The 17241-nt window shown below is 68.4% G+C and carries 16 protein-coding genes and 1 tRNA gene; 12 read left to right on the forward strand and 5 right to left on the reverse strand.

The genetic code is table 11. The features are described 5' to 3' along the window. Window positions 1-40 precede the first annotated feature (40 nt). Both AACG61_RS12945 and AACG61_RS12950 read left to right on the forward strand, forming a co-directional pair. The gene (locus AACG61_RS12945; RefSeq protein WP_411837525.1) at window positions 41-874 is read left to right on the forward strand and encodes a ferredoxin--NADP reductase; all 834 of its coding nucleotides are present in this window, start codon (window positions 41-43) and stop codon (window positions 872-874) included. A gap of 167 nt (window positions 875-1041) precedes the next feature. Next, a complete protein-coding gene (locus AACG61_RS12950; protein WP_411837526.1) occupies window positions 1042-3420 on the forward strand; it encodes an OmpA family protein in 2379 nt (792 codons plus the stop codon). 293 nt (window positions 3421-3713) lie between these two features. Here AACG61_RS12950 and AACG61_RS12955 read toward each other — a convergent pair. Then, window positions 3714-3790, reverse strand: a tRNA-Arg gene (locus AACG61_RS12955). Between the two features lie 104 nt (window positions 3791-3894). Next, window positions 3895-5301, reverse strand: a complete 1407-nt coding sequence (locus AACG61_RS12960) for a sensor histidine kinase (protein ID WP_411839520.1) — start codon at window positions 5299-5301, stop codon at window positions 3895-3897. 250 nt (window positions 5302-5551) lie between these two features. Between AACG61_RS12960 and rpmH the strand changes: the two genes are divergently transcribed. The 10 genes from rpmH (at window position 5552) to AACG61_RS13010 (ending at window position 13582) form a co-directional block, all read left to right on the forward strand. Beyond that, window positions 5552-5686, forward strand: coding sequence for a 50S ribosomal protein L34 (gene rpmH / locus AACG61_RS12965; RefSeq protein ID WP_042247969.1), 135 nt, complete (start codon window positions 5552-5554; stop codon window positions 5684-5686). Window positions 5687-5799: 113 nt separating this feature from the next. After that, window positions 5800-6129 carry a ribonuclease P protein component gene (rnpA, locus tag AACG61_RS12970; RefSeq protein WP_411837527.1) on the forward strand — a complete coding sequence of 110 codons (330 nt, stop codon included), beginning with the start codon at window positions 5800-5802 and terminating at the stop codon, window positions 6127-6129. Then, window positions 6126-6395: a membrane protein insertion efficiency factor YidD gene (gene yidD / locus AACG61_RS12975; RefSeq protein ID WP_411837528.1), complete on the forward strand. Its 270-nt coding sequence runs from the start codon at window positions 6126-6128 to the stop codon at window positions 6393-6395. The genes rnpA and yidD overlap by 4 nt, the downstream gene beginning before the upstream one ends. Next, window positions 6373-7275 carry a tRNA 2-thiocytidine(32) synthetase TtcA gene (gene ttcA / locus AACG61_RS12980; RefSeq protein ID WP_411837529.1) on the forward strand — a complete coding sequence of 301 codons (903 nt, stop codon included), beginning with the start codon at window positions 6373-6375 and terminating at the stop codon, window positions 7273-7275. Before yidD ends, ttcA begins: the two co-directional genes overlap by 23 nt. 57 nt (window positions 7276-7332) lie before the next feature. Then, window positions 7333-8628: an EAL domain-containing protein gene (locus AACG61_RS12985; protein WP_411837530.1), complete on the forward strand. Its 1296-nt coding sequence runs from the start codon at window positions 7333-7335 to the stop codon at window positions 8626-8628. A 108-nt stretch (window positions 8629-8736) separates the two neighbouring features. Then, on the forward strand, window positions 8737-10596 hold the full coding sequence (gene yidC / locus AACG61_RS12990) for a membrane protein insertase YidC (protein WP_411837531.1): 1860 nt from the start codon (window positions 8737-8739) through the stop codon (window positions 10594-10596). After that, window positions 10593-11354, forward strand: coding sequence for an MOSC domain-containing protein (locus AACG61_RS12995; RefSeq protein WP_411837532.1), 762 nt, complete (start codon window positions 10593-10595; stop codon window positions 11352-11354). The genes yidC and AACG61_RS12995 overlap by 4 nt, the downstream gene beginning before the upstream one ends. Next, complete coding sequence (yihA, locus tag AACG61_RS13000; protein WP_411837533.1) at window positions 11351-12001, forward strand: ribosome biogenesis GTP-binding protein YihA/YsxC; 651 nt, start codon at window positions 11351-11353, stop codon at window positions 11999-12001. Before AACG61_RS12995 ends, yihA begins: the two co-directional genes overlap by 4 nt. Window positions 12002-12064: 63 nt before the next feature. After that, window positions 12065-12964, forward strand: a complete 900-nt coding sequence (gene argB / locus AACG61_RS13005) for an acetylglutamate kinase (protein WP_411837534.1) — start codon at window positions 12065-12067, stop codon at window positions 12962-12964. 99 nt (window positions 12965-13063) lie between these two features. Next, on the forward strand, window positions 13064-13582 hold the full coding sequence (locus AACG61_RS13010) for a SixA phosphatase family protein (protein WP_411837535.1): 519 nt from the start codon (window positions 13064-13066) through the stop codon (window positions 13580-13582). 45 nt (window positions 13583-13627) lie between these two features. Here the strand turns inward: AACG61_RS13010 and AACG61_RS13015 are convergent, their stop codons facing one another. The 3 genes from AACG61_RS13015 to AACG61_RS13025 are packed head-to-tail and all read right to left on the reverse strand — an operon-like array spanning window position 13628 to window position 17138. Next, a complete protein-coding gene (locus AACG61_RS13015) occupies window positions 13628-14413 on the reverse strand; it encodes an amino acid ABC transporter ATP-binding protein (RefSeq protein ID WP_411837536.1) in 786 nt (261 codons plus the stop codon). A gap of 12 nt (window positions 14414-14425) precedes the next feature. Further along, window positions 14426-15880: an amino acid ABC transporter permease gene (locus AACG61_RS13020; RefSeq protein WP_411837537.1), complete on the reverse strand. Its 1455-nt coding sequence runs from the start codon at window positions 15878-15880 to the stop codon at window positions 14426-14428. Window position 15881: 1 nt separating this feature from the next. Continuing rightward, window positions 15882-17138, reverse strand: coding sequence for an amino acid ABC transporter permease (locus AACG61_RS13025; protein WP_411837538.1), 1257 nt, complete (start codon window positions 17136-17138; stop codon window positions 15882-15884). Between the last annotated feature and the right edge of the window lie 103 nt (window positions 17139-17241).

Consider the following 17241-nt stretch of genomic DNA (forward strand, 5'->3'; position numbering starts at 1 on the left):
GCCCGCGCGCCCCTTCGATTAGACGACAAGGAATGCAACAATGACGCTGGATCTGCCCGTGACCGAGGCCGCCCCCAAGAAGACGCTTCCCGATTCGCAGACCGTGACCGCGGTGACCCACTGGACCGACAGCCTGTTCTCGTTCCGCGTGACGCGGCCCGCCAGCCTGCGCTTCCGGTCGGGCGAGTTCGTGATGATCGGCCTGCCGGGCGACAACGGCAAGCCGATCCTGCGCGCCTATTCCATCGCCTCGCCCAACTGGGACGACGAACTGGAATTCTATTCCATCAAGGTGCCGGACGGTCCGCTGACCTCCAAGCTGCAGCACATCAAGCCCGGCGACGAGATCATCCTGCGACCCAAGCCCGTGGGCACGCTGGTCCTCGACGCGCTGCTGCCCGGCAAGCGGCTGTGGTTCCTGGCCACCGGCACCGGGTTTGCGCCCTTCGCCTCGCTGATGCGCGACCCCGAGACCTATGAGCGCTTCGAGCAGGTCATCATGATGCATACCTGCCGCACCGCGGAGGAGCTGGTCTATGGCGCCGAGCTGGTGAACAGCCTGCGCCACGACCCGCTGCTGACCGAGCTTTACGGCGACGGCTTCGCCGAGCGGCTCAAATACTATCCGACGACGACGCGCGAACCCTCGCCCTTCATGGGCCGCATCACCGACAACCTGACCTCGGGCAAGGTGCTGGCTGATCTGAACCTGCCGCCGATCAACCCGGCCGAGGATCGCGCGATGATCTGCGGCAGCCTGGCCTTCAACGTCGACGTCAAGGCGGTGCTGGAGGGGTTCGGCCTGCATGAGGGCGCCAATTCCGAACCGCGCGAATTCGTGGTCGAGAAGGCCTTCGTCGGCGACGGGGTCTGATCCCGCATCATCGCTGCGTGACCGCAGGGGCCGCGTCCGAAAGGGCGCGGCCCCTTTCGCTGTCGCGCATCGCTCACGCGATGGTCACGTCAAGTTTGGGAACCCTTTGCGCAAGTGCCTGTTAAACGACCAAAGAACGTCATTCGGTTTTGCACAAGGAGTATCCCATGCGCCGGATCATTCACAACACCACCGCCATCGCGGCCTGCCTGTCGCTGATGGCACCGCATCTGGCGATGGCGCAGGGCGTCGCGGCGCCGCTGCCGTCGGATCGCGTGCTGGCGCAGGCTCAGCCTGCCCAGGAAGGCGAGGTTCCGCCCCCGCCCCCGCCGGCCGAGGCTGCCCCTGAGGCCCCCGCTGCGGAGCCTGCCGCCGAACCGGCACCGGAACCCGCCGCCGAACCCGCGCCCGAGGCGCCTGCCGAGGCTGCGCCCGAGGCCGCGGCTGAGCCCGCACCGGCGGCCCCCGCTGAGCCGCCGGCCGAGGCTCCTGCCGAGCCCGCGCCCGCCCCCGAGGCCCCGCCGGCCGAGCCGGAGCCCGCTCCGGAGCCCGCGCCCGAGCCTGCCCCGGTTGAGGAGCCTGCCGACCAAGGACCGCAGGACGGCGCCGATCTGAACCAGGCGGCCCCGGCCGACGCTCCGGCTGCCGCCGAGGCGCCCGCGCCGGAAGCAGCGCCGGAAGCAGCGCCGGAGCCCAAGCCCGCTGAGCCCGCTGAGCCCGCTGAGCCCGCTGAGCCCGCTGAAGCGGCTGCGCCGGCGGAGCGCCCGGAGTCGATGACCAGCGAAGCGCCTGCGGCCCGTCCCGCCCGTCAGGCCGAGGAGGCGCCGGCCGAACGTCCGGTCCGTGATGCTGCGTCGGAGACGCGTCCGGCCGAGCGGCCTGCCGCCGCCGACGAGGCTGAAGCCGATCCCGAGGCCGGTGATCTGGCCGAGGCCCTGCGCGCCGAGCAGGAAGCCGAGCAGCCCGCCGCTGCCGAGGAGGCCCCTGCCGACGACGCCGAGGCCCTTGAGGAGGCGCTGCGCGCCGATCAGGAGCCGGCGGCGGCCGAGGCCGAGCCGGAAGCTCCGGCTGCCGAGGAGGACAGCGTCGATGCGCTGGCCGATGCGCTGAGCGGAGAGGCCGCCGAACCCGAGGCCGGAACCGATGGCGCGGCCGCTGCAGCCGCTGCGGCGGGTGCCGTGACGCTGGCCACGGGCAGCGCACAGACCGACCGTGCCCGTCAGCTTCCCGGTCTGGCCAATGTGCTGGATGAGGAGGTCGCGGGCGGCTTGACCGCCGAACAGCTGACCTGCCTGGACGGCAGCGCCTTCCCCTGCGCCGATGGCGGCCGGGCGATGACGCCGGGTGGCGTCGTCGTCGAGCTGAACGACGTGGGCGAGCTGCGTCTGGCCCCGACCGAGGCGCAGATGAACCGCGTCGGACAGGACGGCCAGCTGGTCCAGCGCGCCGCCGAGGAGGACACGCCCGAGACCGAAGCATCGCGCGAGGCGGCCCAGGCCACCGCGGCCGCGACGGCGGCCGCCTTGGACGATGCCGCCGAAGCGTCGGGCGACGTGGTCGAGGAGCAGGTGACCGAGGAGAGCGCGCGGTCGTCCACCGAGGACTTCGCGACGAACCTGCGCGACGCGCTGCAGGGCGATGGCAATGCCGAGGCGCGCGAGGATGAAGACGACAACACGCTGCGCAACGCCCTGCTGCTGGGTCTGGGTGCGGTGGCCGTCGGCTCGATCCTGAACAACAACCGCCAGGTCGCCCTGTCGGCGCCCGACCGGATCGTCGTGACCCGTGCCGACGGCAGCCAGGAGGTCATCAAGGACGAGGTCGCCCTGCTGCGCCAGCCCGGCTCGACGGTGACGACCGAGAACTTCGACGACGGCTCGTCGCGCACCATTGTCACGCGCGCCGACGGCAGCCGCGTGGTCACCATCCGCGACGCCAACCTGCAGGTCCTGCGCCGCACGCTGGTCAGCGCCGACGGCACCACGACGCGGCTGATCGACGACACGGCGGACGTGCAACCCGTCGACATCGGCTCGCTCCCCGCACCGGCCCCCGTCACCGGCGGCAACGCGCCGCTGAACGAGGATCAGTTGCGTGACGCGCTGCAGCGCGAGGCCGATGTGGATCGCCGCTTCACCTTGTCCCAGATCCGCAACATCCCCGAGGTGCGGGCGCTGGTGGCGCCGGTGAACATCGACGCGATCACCTTCGACACCGGCTCGGCCGCGATCCGTCCCGATCAGGCGCAGCAGCTGCAAGGCCTCGGCCGCGTGATCCAGGACCAGATCGCCCAGAACCCGAGCGAGATCTTCATGATCGAGGGTCACACGGACACGGTCGGATCGGATGCCGCGAACCTGGCCCTGTCGGATCGCCGCGCCGAATCGGTCGCGCTGGCCCTGACCGAGTATTTCGACGTGCCGCCGGAGAACATGGTCACCCAAGGCTATGGCGAGCAGTTCCTGCGCGTGCGCTCGGAAGGCGACATCCGCGATAACCGTCGCGCCTCGGTGCGCCGCATCACGGACCTGCTGGCACAGCAGTAACCGTCACCGCGTGACAAAGCCGAAGGCCCCGACACTGTCGGGGCCTTTTGCCATCGGGACGCTTGCCGTCTGCGGTGGGCATCTCCGCCGATCGCCAGACGGCCCGTTCCGGGCATGGCGGGGTGAACGCGCCTGACAGCAGGACATGGCGGATTTGAATAACGTGCGGCAGCGACAGGTGACGCGCATCCGCAAGGTAGGAATATCCGCTGCCAGGCGGTGATGCGTCACGACAGAGGCCGGCATGCCCGCTGGCTGTCGGCATCGTCTCATCGAAGTCTGGAAGGAAGTAATGGCGGACCCGGAGCGATTCGAACGCCCGACCCCCAGATTCGTAGTCTGGTGCTCTATCCAGCTGAGCTACGGGTCCGTCTTGAGGAGGGGAATTAGCGGCGGCGCCGGGGGGATGCAAGGCCGAAACGACAAAAAGATGAAACCTTTTTGCGCAGCCCCGGCCAAGGCCCGCGCCGGCCCTCAGGCGTGGCTGACCGGATCGGCCATGCCACGCGGGATCTGGATGCAGAACTGGCTGCCATCGGCGTCGCTGCGCAGAAGGTCCAGCCGCCCGCCATGGCCGCGCACCAGATCGGCGGCGATGGTCAGGCCAAGGCCGGTGCCGCCGCGCCGCGCGCTGCCGGTGAAGGGCTTGAACAGATATTCGCGCGCCTTGTCGGGCAGGCCCGGCCCGGTGTCGCAGACCTTGATCCACCAGTCGGCCTCGCCCTCGCCCGCGCCGATCTCGACCGTGCCGGGCTTGCGGGTGCCCTCGATGGCCTGACGCGCGTTGCGGGCCAGGTTGGCCAGCACGCGGTACAGCTGATCGCGGTCGGCGCGGATGATCAGGCTGGGCGGGATGTCGGTCAGGAACTCGACCTGCCCGGCGGCCTCGCCGGCCAGCGATTCGGCCTCGATCACCTCGGCCGCCAGCTGCGCCAGGTTGAAGCGCGACAGGGTCGGCGCGGGCTCCTCGGCCTTGCCGAAGGCCAGCGTCGTCTCGCAGAGGTTCACCGCGCGGGTGATCGAGTTCACCAGCTTGGGCGCGGCACGCCGCACCTTCGGGTCGGCGCTCTCCTCCAGGCGGTCGGCGAAGATTTGCGCCGTGGTCAGGATGTTGCGCAGATCGTGGCTGATCTTGGCGACCGCCTGGCCCAGCTGCGCCATCCGCTCCTTCTGCTTCAACGACGAGGTCACGGTCTTCTGCATCGACTGCAGTGCGGTCTCGGCCTCGTTCAGCTCGGCCAGGCGCGCGTCGGGGATGATGATGTGGCGGCTGTCCTCGGGCGCATTGGCATAGGCGGTCATGTGGCTGATGACGCGGCGCATCGGCACCAGGATCAGCCGCTGCGCCGCCATGAACAGCAGCACCGCCGTCAGGATCGAAAATGCCGCCGACACCGCCAGCAGCCGCAGCCCGTACTCGATCATCGCCTCGCGCAGCGGCGCGGTCTCCATGGTGATCTCGATCAGCTGACCGGCCTGGTTCACCGGCGCCCCGATCACGCGGATGACGCGGTTCTGTCCGTCGGCCAGCGCGGCCAGCGAATCGTCGATGGTCTGCAGGACGCCTTCGGAGCGCAGATCATAGGTCGCCGCGATCGGTCCGGGGATCGGAGAGGACAGGACCAGCTGCCGGATGTCGTCGCGGCGCAGCACGACGTTGAAGACGCCGGCATTCTGCAGCAGTTCCGATTCGAGGTCCGAGGCCAGCGATTCGTCCGTCGCCAGCAGCGCAAGGCTGGCGATCTGCGCCCGCTCCAGCCGCAGCTCAAGATAGTCCAGCCTGAAGCCCGCGATCGAGGGCAGCAGGATGAACAGCTCTGCAAGGATGACGAACATCGTCGTCAGGGCTGCGAATCGGCCGGAGATCGTGTTCAGATGCATCTTGTCCGGGTTATGGGTGCGCGGGGCGGCCTTGTCAGCCAAGCAGGCCGGGGTTTGCACATCAAACGAATGTGATCGACGCGGGGTTCCGCCGACCGATCACAACGGATTTCGGGGTTTCTGCGGTTGACGCGCGCCGGATGCTCCACTATCCAGCGGGCTTCGAACAACCGGCGCCGTGGCGCAGGGCAGTTTCCTGCAATCTGCCCCGTCCCGGTCCGCCCCGCAAGAACCGATCCGGAGACCGATCATGAAGCGCACCTTCCAACCGTCGAACCTCGTTCGTGCGCGCCGTCACGGCTTCCGCGCCCGCATGGCCACCAAAGGCGGCCGTCTGGTGCTGAACCGCCGCCGCGCCAAGGGCCGCAAGCGTCTGTCGGCCTGATCCGTCCGGGTCCTGCCGGCGGTTGCGACCGCCCCATGAAGGCTTTCGACATGCCGTCCATGCCGCATCCCGCTGATCCACAGCATCCGGATGCCGGCACGGCGGCATTTCGCATGCCGCCCGTCCTGCAGAAGCGGGCCGAGTTCCTGGCCGCCGCGAAGGCGCGCCGACAGGCCATGCCCGCATTCCTGCTGCAGGCCCGCCGTCGCGATGACGACGACCCCGCCCGGATCGGCTTCACCTGTTCGAAGAAGGTCGGCAATGCCGTGGCCCGCAACCGCGCCAAGCGCCGCTTGCGCGAGGTCGCGCGTCTCGGCATGCCCGGCCTGGCCCTGCCCGGATGGGACTATGTGCTTGTCGGACGCCCCGAGGCGACCGCCAGCCGCGACTTCGCCGACCTGCGCGACGACTTCGCCCGCGCCATGGGCAAGATTCACCGATGAGCCCGCTGGCGCGCCTGTTCGCGCTGCCGGTGCGGGGCTACCGGCTGATCGCCTCGCCCTGGGTCGGGCATGCCTGCCGGTTCCAGCCGACCTGTTCGGCCTATGCGCTGGACGCGCTGGCCCGGCACGGCGCCCTGCGCGGCGGCTGGCTGGTGCTGCGACGCCTCGGGCGCTGCCATCCCTGGGGCGGGCACGGCTATGATCCGGTGCCCGGCGCCGATCCCGACCATGACGAGGGCCACCATGACCGATGCCATCATCCTTGACGACGCGGACAGCACCGAGATTCACCCCCTGTTCGCCGGCGCCCCCCAGAGCACCGAGTTCCGCAAGCTGCGCAAGCGGCTGATCCGCGAGACCCGCGCCGCGATCGAGGATTACGCCATGGTCCGCCCCGGCGACCGCTGGCTGGTCTGCCTGTCGGGCGGCAAGGACAGCTATACCCTGCTGGCGGTGCTCCATGAGCTGCAATGGCGCGGCCTGCTGCCGGTGGAGCTGCTGGCCTGCAACCTGGACCAGGGGCAGCCCAACTTTCCGGCCACCGTGCTGCCCGAGTTCCTCAAGGGGCGCGGCGTGGCGCATCGCATCGAATATCAGGACACCTATTCCATCGTGAAGGAGAAGGTGCCGGCCGGGCGGACCTACTGCGCGCTGTGTTCGCGCCTGCGCCGCGGCAATCTCTACCGCATCGCCCGCGAGGAGGGCTGTTCGGCCGTGGTCCTGGGCCATCACCGCGACGACATGCTGGAGACGTTCTTCATGAACCTCTTCCACGGCGGCCGCCTGGCGACGATGCCGCCCAAGCTGCTGAACGAGGAGGGCGACCTGACCGTCCTGCGCCCGCTGGCCTATGTGGCCGAGGCGGATTGCGAGCGCTTCGCCCGCGCGATGGCCTATCCGATCATCCCCTGCGACCTCTGCGGCAGCCAGGAGGGTCTGCAGCGCGTCCAGGTCAAGCGGTTGCTGGACGAATGGGAATCACGCACGCCCGGCCGGCGTCAGGTGATGTTCCGGGCGCTGATGAACGTGCGGCCCTCGCATCTGCTGGACCCGGAACTGTTCGACTTTTCCGCAATTTTTCCGCCCGAAGCCGGGAACCCGGTCGAAAATCCGCCGATTTTTCGCGCCGCGGAGCTGGATGGTTAACCCACCGACAAGCAATTTGACGTAGTTCTGGACCGGTGATTCCGTGAAAGGTCCGGTATGTCCAAGAATCTGCGCCGTTGGCTCTCTCCGCTCCGCAGCCTGATGCGCCGTGCCACCGGCAGCCCGGAGCGGTCGCGCAGCCTGCTGCTGCTGCGCCTCGAGAACACCGAGACCCTGGGCTCGATCCTGGACAAGGCCGCCATGGGGCATCTGCTGGTGCAGCTGTCCATGAGCCTGGGCGGATCGGTGCGCCCCTATGATCCGGTCCGGATCCTGGCGCCGGGCCTCTTCGCCTTCGTGCTGCGCGACCGGACGGACCGCGACGCCCTGCAGGTCGCGCGCCGCCTGCACCGGCAGGGGCAGACGCCCGTGCCGCTGGCCGGGCGCCACGTCACCCCGGTGATGACCGGCGTGCTGATCCATGCAGAGGCGCCCAACATGCCCTCGATCCAGAGCCTGACCGACCACGCGCTGCAGCGCATGACGATGGTCGAGGATGCGGCCCTGGGACAGCTGCGGCTCTATCCGCACGACCCGACGCTCAGCGCGCCCGGCCTGACGGCCACGGTCAGCGACGCGGTCATGGCGGGACAGATGGTCGCATGGTTCCAGCCGCAGGTCTGCTGCCATTCCGGCCAGATCACCGGCTTCGAGGCGCTGGCGCGCTGGAACCATCCGACGCGCGGGCTGCTGGCTCCGGGCGCCTTCATCCCGCAGATGACGCCCGCCGATCACAACGCGCTGACCCTGCTGATCCTGTCGCAGGCGATGGATGCGCTGAAGGCCTGGGACCGCGCCGGGTTCGAGGTGCCGACGGTGTCGATCAACGTGTCGAACTGCGAGCTGTCCGACCGCGGCTTCGCGGACTGCCTGCTGTGGGAGATGGACCGCCACGAGATCCCCGCGCACCGTCTGGTCGTCGAGGTCCTCGAGAGCGTCGGCCCCGTTTCCAGCAGCGGGGAGACCCGCGACAACCTGCGCAAGCTGGCCGCGGCGGGCTGCCAGATCGACCTGGACGACTTCGGCACCGGCTATGCCAGCCTGGACGCGATCCGGCAGTTCGGCATCAACCGCATCAAGATCGACCGCAGCTTCGTCACCGCCTGCGACATCGACGAGGCGCAGCAGCGGATGATCCTGGCCATCCTGGCCCTGGCCGAACGGCTTGGCATCTCGGCGCTGGCCGAGGGGGTCGAGACGCGCGAGGAATACGCCTTCCTGGCGCAGATGGGCTGCGACGAGGTTCAGGGCTATGCCATCGCCCGGCCGATGCCGCTGGCGGACAGCCTGGAGTTCCTGACCCGCCATGCCCAGGCCGCCGCACGCCTTCCGACCATCGCGCGCAGGGGCTGATCCCGCCGATCACCCTTGTATTCCTGCACCGCACGGCAAATCCGCTTGACCTTTGGGGGTGCGTTCTGTTGAACCCCCCCTTGACTGACGCATGACGGTGGTGACGGAATGGAAGACAACAACCGCAATTTGATCCTGGCGACGGTGCTGTCGTTCCTGGTGATCCTGGTCTGGTACACGGTCTTCGCCCCGGAACCCGTCTCGGACCAGCCGTCGGGACAGCCGCTGACGGAGCAGAGCATCGGCGACCAGCCGCTGGCCACGCCCGCCCAGACCGCGGCGGCAGCACCCGCCGATCTGGAGAACGCCCCCGCCACGGCCGAACCCGCCGGGCGCGTGGCCATCCAGTCGCCGGCCGTCTCGGGCTCGATCTCGCTGGCGGGCGGGCGCATCGACGACCTGCTGCTGACCCGCTACCAGGAGACGATCGACGAGGGCTCGCCCGACGTGCGTCTGCTGACGCCCTCCTCGGCCACGGCCGACGACCGGGTCAGCGTCGACAGCGCCCAGTACAAGCCCTACTACGCCGTCTACGGCTGGACCCCCGGCCCGGGCGTGTCGGCCGACCTGGTGCCGAACCCCGCCACCCTCTGGACGCTGGAATCCGGCGAGACGCTGGCCCCTGGCCAGCCGGTGACGCTGGCCTGGGACAACGGCGCGGGCCAGACCTTCCGCCGCACCTTCGCCCTGGACGAGAACTATCTCTTCACCGTCGGGCAGAGCGTCGAGAACAACGGCGACGCCGCCTTCTCGGCCGCGCCCTACGGCATCATCGCGCGCCACGGCCGCCCCGACACGCAGAACAACTTCATCCTGCACGAGGGCGTGGTCGGCATGGTCGACGGCACCCTGGTCGAGATGGATTACGACGATCTGGCCGAGCTGGAGCCGGTCGAGCGCGAGGGCCGCGCCGAGGTCTTCGAGGTCACCGGCAACGGCTGGATCGGCTTCACCGACAAGTACTGGATGACCTCGCTGGCGCCCGCGCCGGGCCAGGCCTTCACCGCGGTCGTGAAATATGCCGACGGCGCCGACATCTATCAGACCGAAGCCCGCTTCCCGATGCAGACCGTCCAGCCCGGCACCACGCTGAGCGCGGACAGCTATCTCTTCGCCGGCGCCAAGGTCTGGGAGGTCATCCGCAGCTACGAGGAGGTGCCCGGCATCCAGCGTTTCGTCGATTCGATCGACTGGGGCTGGTTCTACTTCCTGACCAAGCCGATCTTCCAGCTGCTGCACTGGCTGCACGGCATCATCGGCAACATGGGCTGGGCGATCATCGCGCTGACCTTCGTGCTCAAGACGCTGGTCTTCCCGCTGGCCCGCAAATCCTACATCTCGATGGCCAAGATGAAGGAACTGCAGCCGCAGATGGAGGAGATCAAGAACCGCACCGGCGACGACCGCATGAAGTTCCAGAAGGAGGTCATGGAGCTCTACAAGCGGGAGAAGGTGAACCCCGCCGCGGGCTGCCTGCCGATCCTGCTGCAGATCCCGATCTTCTTCTCGCTCTACAAGGTGATCTTCGTCACCATCGAACTGCGCCATGCCCCGTGGTTCGGCTGGATCCAGGACCTCTCGGCCCCCGATCCGTCCAGCCTGCTGAACCTGTTCGGCCTGCTGCCCTATGCGGCACCGGTCCAGGGGACGCTGCTGCACTCTCTGTCGCTTCCCGCGCTGGCCATCCTCCTGGGCATCAGCATGTGGATGCAGCAGAAGCTGAACCCGGCCCCCACCGACCCGGCGCAGAAGATGATCTTTGCCTGGATGCCGTGGATCTTCATGTTCATGCTGGGCGGCTTCGCCTCGGGTCTGGTGCTCTACTGGATCACCAACAACGTGATCACGATCCTGCAGCAGTACACGATCATGTCGATGCATGGGCACCGGCCGGACCTGTTCGGCAACATCAAGTCCTCCATGCCCAAGCGCAAGGGCGCGGGCGACAAGCCGGGCGTCGGAAAGTGACGGCGCATCTGGCCCTGATCCGCCGCCATCCGATCAAGTCGGTCGGCGGTGAGGGGCTGGACGCCGTCACGCTCGAACCCGGGCGCCGTCTGCCCGGTGATCGCGAATGGGCGATCCTGACCGAGGCGGGCGAGCGTCACGCCCTGGCCAGCCAGACCGACGGCGAGCCCGACCGCTGGCTGCCCAAATCCTGCTTCCTGCGCGGCGTCGCAAGCCTCGACCTGCAGGCGATCACCGGCGGCTGGTGCGACGGCCTGCTGCATCTGCGCCATCCGCGCCGTCCCGACCTGGCGCTGGACCCCGAGCGGGAGGGCGACCGGCTGATCGACTGGCTGCGCCCGCTCTGGCCGGCCGAGGCCCCTGCCCCCACCCGGCTGGTGCGCGGCGCGGGCGTCTGGACGGATCAGCGCGCGCCCCTGATCTCGGTCCTGTCGCTGTCCAGCCTGGCCGATCTGGCGGGGCGCTGCGGCATCGCCCCCGGCACGGATCGCTGGCGCGGCAATCTGTGGATCGCGGGCTGGGCGCCCTGGGCCGAGCGCGCCCTGATCGGGCGCGAGCTGCGCATCGGCGCGGCCCTGCTGCGCGTCACCGACCATATCGGCCGCTGCGACGCCACCGGCGCCGACACGGCCACCGGCCGTCGCGACATCGACATGGTGCGCACGCTGGAGAGCCTGTATGGCCACACCGACTTCGGCGTCTTTGCCGAGGTCGTCACCGGCGGTCCGATCCGCCTTCAGGATCAGGTCCACGCATGAAAGTCGCCTTTCCCATCGCCCCCGAACCCGAAGCCGCCAAGGCGGAGGAGGCCCGCCTGCTGTTCGCGGGACCGGTCGATTTCGTCAAGGGCGTCGTCCACATGGACGGCCTGCCCCCGGCCGACCGCCCCGAGGTCTGCTTCGCGGGCCGCTCGAATGTCGGGAAATCCAGCCTGATCAACGCGCTGACCGGCCGCAAGGGCATCGCGCGCGCCTCGAACACGCCGGGCCGCACGCAGGAGATCAACTATTTCGCCCTGGGCGAGCGTGCCTATCTGGTCGACCTGCCGGGATACGGCTTCGCCAAGGCCCCCGTCGCGGTGGTCGCGAAATGGCAGGCGCTGCTGAAATCCTACCTGGCCGGGCGGCAGACGCTGCGCCGCGCCTTCTGCCTGATCGATTCGCGCCACGGGGTGAAGGATGTCGATCACGAGATCATGACCCTTCTGGACCGCTCGGCCGTGCCGTTCCAGGTGGTGATGACCAAGACCGACAAGCTGGGCCCCAACGCGCTGAAACCTGTGCTGGAGCAGGTGCAGGAGGCGCTGCAGAAGCATCCCGCCGCCTATCCCGAACTGGTCGTCACCAGCTCGGAGAAGGGCCACGGCATCGCCACGCTGCGCGCGATCATCGCCGGGCTGGACTGATCGCGCCGGGCGTCCTAGGGTCCGCCCCGTCAGATCGGGGCCCCTAGGATGAGAGCACAGAAGATGAACCGTGACTGGATCGCCACCGCGCGCACGCTGTCCGAGGCGCTGCCCTATCTGCAGCGCTATTCCGGGGCCGTCGTCGTGGTCAAGTTCGGCGGCAACGCCATGGGCGACGACGACGCCATGGCCGAATTCGCCCGCGACATCGTCCTGATGAAGCAGGTCGGCATGAACCCGGTCGTCTGCCACGGCGGCGGACCGATGATCAACGAACTGCTGGGCAGGCTGGGCATCGAGAGCCGCTTCGTGCGCGGCAAGCGGGTGACCACCAAGGAGACCGTCGAGGTGGTCGAGATGGTGCTGTCGGGCCTGGTGAACAAGCGCATCGTGCAGGCCATCAACGACGCGGGCGGCCGCGCGGTGGGCATCTCGGGCAAGGACGACGACATGATGGTCTGCGAGGCGGACGATCCCGAACTGGGCTTCGTCGGCCGTCCGGTCGAGATGAACGTGCAGATCATCCGCGACCTCTACACCGCCGGGATGATCCCGGTCATCGCCCCCGTCGCCACCGGCATGGAGGACAACGAGACCTTCAACGTGAACGGCGACACGGCGGCCGGGGCCATCGCGGGGGCGCTGAAGGCGGACCGCCTGCTTCTGCTGACCGACGTGTCGGGGGTCAAGGACGCCTCGGGTCAGGTGGTCACGCAGCTGCATCCCGATCAGGTGCGCGCGATGATCGCCGACGGGCAGATCGCCGGAGGCATGATCCCCAAGACCGAGACCGCGCTCATGGCGCTGGACGAGGGCGTCCGCGCCGTCGTCATCCTGGACGGACGCGTGCCCAATGCCTGCCTGCTGGAGCTGTTCACCGAACATGGCGCCGGATCGCTGATCCGCACGACCCAGCCCCGCGTGACGCCGCGCGGCCTGCGTCAGGTCGACAGCCCGCTGTGACCGGCGAAAGCGGTCGGGGGGTGCGCGATCCGCTTGCCCCCCTGCCAAGGGCTGTGGCAGGCTGCCGAAACTGACGGCATGGCAAAAGGCAGCAATTTCATGACCCCGACCGGACACCGACGCCTGATCCTGACCCGCCATGCGAAATCGGCCTGGGACGATCCCACGCTGGACGACCATGACCGGCCCCTGAACGACCGCGGGCGTCGCTCGGCGCGTGCGCTTGGCGACTGGATGGCCAGCCGCGGCTATGAGCCCGAGGAGGTGATCTGCTCCTCGGCGGCGCGCACGCAGGAGACCTGGGCGGTGATCGCGGGCGCCCCCCTCGAGGTGCGGCCGCTGTTCCGCACCGAACCGGGCCTCTATCAGGCCGGTGCCGAGAAGATGCTGGCCATTCTGAAAAGCGCGACCATGCCCACGGTGATGATGATCGGCCACAATCCGGGCATCAGCGAACTGGCGGCGATGCTGCCCGCGCGCGCGCCGATGGACCCGGATTTCCGCCGCTATCCGACCGCTGCGACGCTGGTCGTGGACTTTCAGGTCGACAGCTGGGCCGATATCCGTCCGGGCCAGGGCAGCGTGATGGATTTCGTCCGGCTGGACGGCCGGGCCTGAGCCAGCGATGCGCAGGGCGGGACCGTCCCGCCCTGCGCGATGCCTTCAGTGGCCCAGGATCTGGCTGAGGAACAGCTTGGTGCGTTCCGACTTGGGATTGTTGAAGAACTCCTTGGGGGTGTTCTGCTCGACGATCTGGCCCTGATCCATGAAGATCACGCGGTTCGCCACGGCCTGGGCAAAGCCCATCTCGTGGGTCACGCAGATCATCGTCATCCCCTCCTCGGCCAGCTCGATCATGGTGTCGAGGACCTCCTTGATCATCTCGGGGTCCAGCGCGCTGGTCGGCTCGTCGAAGAGCATGATCTTGGGCTGCATGCAGAGCGAGCGGGCGATGGCCACGCGCTGCTGCTGGCCGCCCGACAGCTGGCCCGGATATTTCCCGGCCTGTTCGGGGATCTTCACCTTCTCCAGGAACCGCATGGCGGTCGCCTCGGCCTGCTTCCGGGGCACCTTGCGCACCCAGATCGGCGCCAGCGTGCAGTTCTCCAGCACGGTCAGGTGCGGGAACAGGTTGAAGTGCTGGAACACCATCCCGACCTCGGAGCGGACCTTGTCGATGTTCTTGATGTCGCTGGTCAGTTCGACCCCGTCCACGACGATATGGCCGGACTGATGCTCCTCCAGGCGGTTGATGCAGCGGATCAGCGTCGACTTCCCCGACCCCGAGGGGCCGGCGATGACGATGCGCTCTCCGCGATGCACGGTCAGGTCGATGTCGCGCAGGACGTGGAACGATCCGTACCACTTGTTCATGTTGCGGATGTCGATCGCGACCTCGTCGCTCACGCGCATCTGGCTGCGGTCGATCTGGCGTTCGATGGTTTCCATGGCGGGAGGTCCTTACCTGTGGTCGCGCTGCAGGCGGCGTTCCAGATACATCGAGTATCGCGACATGCCGAAGCAGATGAGAAAGAAGATGGCGCCGACGAAGATGAACGGCTCCCAGTAGATGCCCTTCCATTCGACATTGGCACGCACGGCGTCCGACATCGACTTCAGCGGGTCGTAGAGGCCCACGAAGGTCACCAGCGTGGTGTCCTTGAACATGCCGATGAAGGTCGAGACGATCCCCGGGATCGAGATCTTCAGCGCCTGCGGCAGCACGATCAGCCGCCGGGCCTTCCAGTAATCCAGGCCCAAGGCGTCGGCGGCCTCGTACTGGCCCTTGGGCAGGGCCGCCAGACCGCCGCGGATCACCTCCGCCATGTAGGCGGCGGCAAAGATCGTCACCATGATGATGACCCGCAGGATGATGTCGAAATTCGTGCCCGGCGGCAGGAAGTAGTTCAGCAGCAGCGACGCCACGAACAGCAGCGTGATCAGCGGCACGCCGCGGATGAACTCGATGAAGATCACCGACAGCGACTTGATCAGGAACATGTCCGACTGCCGCGCCAGCGCCAGCACGATGCCCAGGGGCAGCGACAGGGCGATGCCCGCCACGCCGATGGTCATCGACAGCAGGAAGCCGCCGAACCGGTCCGACCGCACCGCCTCGATCGACAGGGGCAGCAGGGACTCGGCGTCGCGGGCCGCGTCGCCGGTCAGGAACAGCCAGAACAGGACCGTCACCAGGATCGCCGCGACCGTCGCCAGCAGCGGCGACACGCGCGACAGGACCCGCCAGGCGATCCAGCCCAGGACCGGACCCGCCAGCACGAAGATCGGCCCCCAGAGCGAGCCGCCCCAGAGCAGCCAGACCCCCAGCAGCGGAAAGAGGATCGAGAAGGGCAGAAGCAGCGCGATGTTGCGCTCGGACAGGATCAGCCCCGCCGCGAGCACCACGACCGCGAAGACCAGCCAGCCCGCGGGCGCACCCAGGGCCACCATCGCGGCCAGCGTGACCAGCGCGGTGATGCCCAGCACGACGCGCCGGATCTTCAGCGAGGCCGAGAACAGCACCGGCATCAGCGCGACCATCAGCAGGCCGAAGGTCATCGTCGGGCGCCAGTAGAGATGCTGCGGATAGAAGCCGAACAGGTACTGGTTCCAGCGCTCGCGGATCACCGCGAAGCAGGCGCCCCGCGCGTCGGGGCCCCAAGTGGCGCTGATGATCTCGCGGCATTCGTTCAGGCTGGAGGCGTTCCAGACCGAATGGGCGAACCAGTCGCCGAAGGTCGCGACCAGGAACCAGACGATGGCCAGACCCAGCAGGGTCAGCACCGTGTTGACCGGCCCCGAGAACAGGTTGTCGCGCAGCCAGCGCACCGCCCCCGATTCACGGGTGGGGGGCGCCGCGGCGGGCAGCATGGTGTCGCGGACGAAGGCGACGGTCTGGGCGTGGGTGTCGCTCATCTCACCGCTCCTTCAGTTTGACGCGGGCGTTGAAGACGTTCATGCCCGCCGAGATGATCAGGCTGAGCGCCAGATAGGTCAGCATCATCAGCACGATCGCCTCGAGTTCGCGGCCGGTCTGGTTCAGCGTGGTGCCGCCCAGGGTGCCGCGCAGGTCCATGTAGCCGACCGCGATAGCCAGGGAGCTGTTCTTGGTCAGGTTCAGGTATTGCGAGATCAGCGGCGGGATGATCACCCGCAGCGCCTGCGGCAGGATCACCAGGTTCATCGTGCGGTTCGGGCGCAGGCCCAGGGCAAAGGCCGCCTCGGACTGGCCGCGGCTGACGGCCAGGATGCCGGCGCGCACGATCTCGGCGATGAAGGCCGCGGTATAGAGCGTCAGCGCCAGCCACAGCGCGACCAGCGAGTTCGAGACGTTCAGCCCGCCCGTGAAGTTGAAGCCCTGCAGCGTGGGCGCCTCCAGGTGCAGGCCGAAATAGGCGATCAGCGCCAGCGACGGCACGGTCATCACCGCGAGGGTCATCCACCAGGTGGTGGGGCGCACGCCGGTGCGGTCCTGAACGCCCTGCGCCCAGGCCCGGATCGCGCGGCGCACGAACCAGCCGCCGACCAGCGCCACGACGAAGGCGATGGTCGCCCAGTTGATGGTGACCCGCGCGCCCAGGTCCAGGCTGCCCGGATCGTTGGTCATCGCCAGCGTCGGCAGCGCGGTATAGCGGTTGGTCAGTGCCACGTTGTCGAACAGGATCATGCTGGCCGTGGGCGTGTCGCCGCGGAAGGCGTTGGGCGGCGGCATGATCTCGGTGAAGATCGCATAGACGATCAGGATCCACAGCAGCAGCGGCATGTTGCGGAAGATCTCGACGAAGACGGTCATCAGGCGCGCGAACAGCCAGTTCTTCGACAGGCGCGCGACGCCGACGATGACGCCCAGCACGGTCGCGGCGATGCAGCCCAGCACGGCCACGATCAGGGTGTTCAGAAGCCCCACGACCGAGGCGCGCAGATGCGTGTCGTCGGCGGTGTAGGGGATCGGCGTCTGCGGGATGTCATAGCCCGCGCGCTGGAACAGGAAGCCGAAATCGAAGCTCTTGCCCATCAGGGCCAGGTTCTGGATCGTGTTCCCGATCAGCCACCACGCGGCGGCCATGACCAGGATGAACACGATCACCTGAAAGGTCAGGGACCGATACCGCCGGTCGTTGACCAGCATGCTCAGCCGGAACGGCGGTGCCGCCGAGGCCCGGACATCCGTCATGTGCTATTCCCCTGTCGCCCGCGTCCGGCTTGGCGCCGTGCTGTCATGCGGGTGTTTCGTTGGCATCGTCGGGGCCGGGCCCATGCAGGCCCGGCCCCGGTCG

Source organism: Paracoccus sp. ME4 (assembly GCF_046736325.1).
Taxonomy (GTDB): Bacteria; Pseudomonadota; Alphaproteobacteria; order Rhodobacterales; family Rhodobacteraceae; genus Paracoccus.

Excerpts from the sequence above, each read along its gene's own strand:
- AACG61_RS12945 (WP_411837525.1), top strand. The coding sequence starts at position 41 with ATGACGCTGGATCTGCCCGTGACCGAGGCCGCCCCCAAGAAGACGCTT.
- AACG61_RS12950 (WP_411837526.1), top strand. The coding sequence starts at position 1,042 with ATGCGCCGGATCATTCACAACACCACCGCCATCGCGGCCTGCCTGTCG.
- AACG61_RS12960 (WP_411839520.1), bottom strand. The coding sequence starts at position 5,301 with ATGCATCTGAACACGATCTCCGGCCGATTCGCAGCCCTGACGACGATG.
- rpmH (WP_042247969.1), top strand. The coding sequence starts at position 5,552 with ATGAAGCGCACCTTCCAACCGTCGAACCTCGTTCGTGCGCGCCGTCAC.
- rnpA (WP_411837527.1), top strand. The coding sequence starts at position 5,800 with ATGCCGCCCGTCCTGCAGAAGCGGGCCGAGTTCCTGGCCGCCGCGAAG.
- yidD (WP_411837528.1), top strand. The coding sequence starts at position 6,126 with ATGAGCCCGCTGGCGCGCCTGTTCGCGCTGCCGGTGCGGGGCTACCGG.
- ttcA (WP_411837529.1), top strand. The coding sequence starts at position 6,373 with ATGACCGATGCCATCATCCTTGACGACGCGGACAGCACCGAGATTCAC.
- AACG61_RS12985 (WP_411837530.1), top strand. The coding sequence starts at position 7,333 with ATGTCCAAGAATCTGCGCCGTTGGCTCTCTCCGCTCCGCAGCCTGATG.
- yidC (WP_411837531.1), top strand. The coding sequence starts at position 8,737 with ATGGAAGACAACAACCGCAATTTGATCCTGGCGACGGTGCTGTCGTTC.
- yihA (WP_411837533.1), top strand. The coding sequence starts at position 11,351 with ATGAAAGTCGCCTTTCCCATCGCCCCCGAACCCGAAGCCGCCAAGGCG.
- argB (WP_411837534.1), top strand. The coding sequence starts at position 12,065 with ATGAACCGTGACTGGATCGCCACCGCGCGCACGCTGTCCGAGGCGCTG.
- AACG61_RS13010 (WP_411837535.1), top strand. The coding sequence starts at position 13,064 with ATGACCCCGACCGGACACCGACGCCTGATCCTGACCCGCCATGCGAAA.
- AACG61_RS13015 (WP_411837536.1), bottom strand. The coding sequence starts at position 14,413 with ATGGAAACCATCGAACGCCAGATCGACCGCAGCCAGATGCGCGTGAGC.
- AACG61_RS13020 (WP_411837537.1), bottom strand. The coding sequence starts at position 15,880 with ATGAGCGACACCCACGCCCAGACCGTCGCCTTCGTCCGCGACACCATG.
- AACG61_RS13025 (WP_411837538.1), bottom strand. The coding sequence starts at position 17,138 with ATGACGGATGTCCGGGCCTCGGCGGCACCGCCGTTCCGGCTGAGCATG.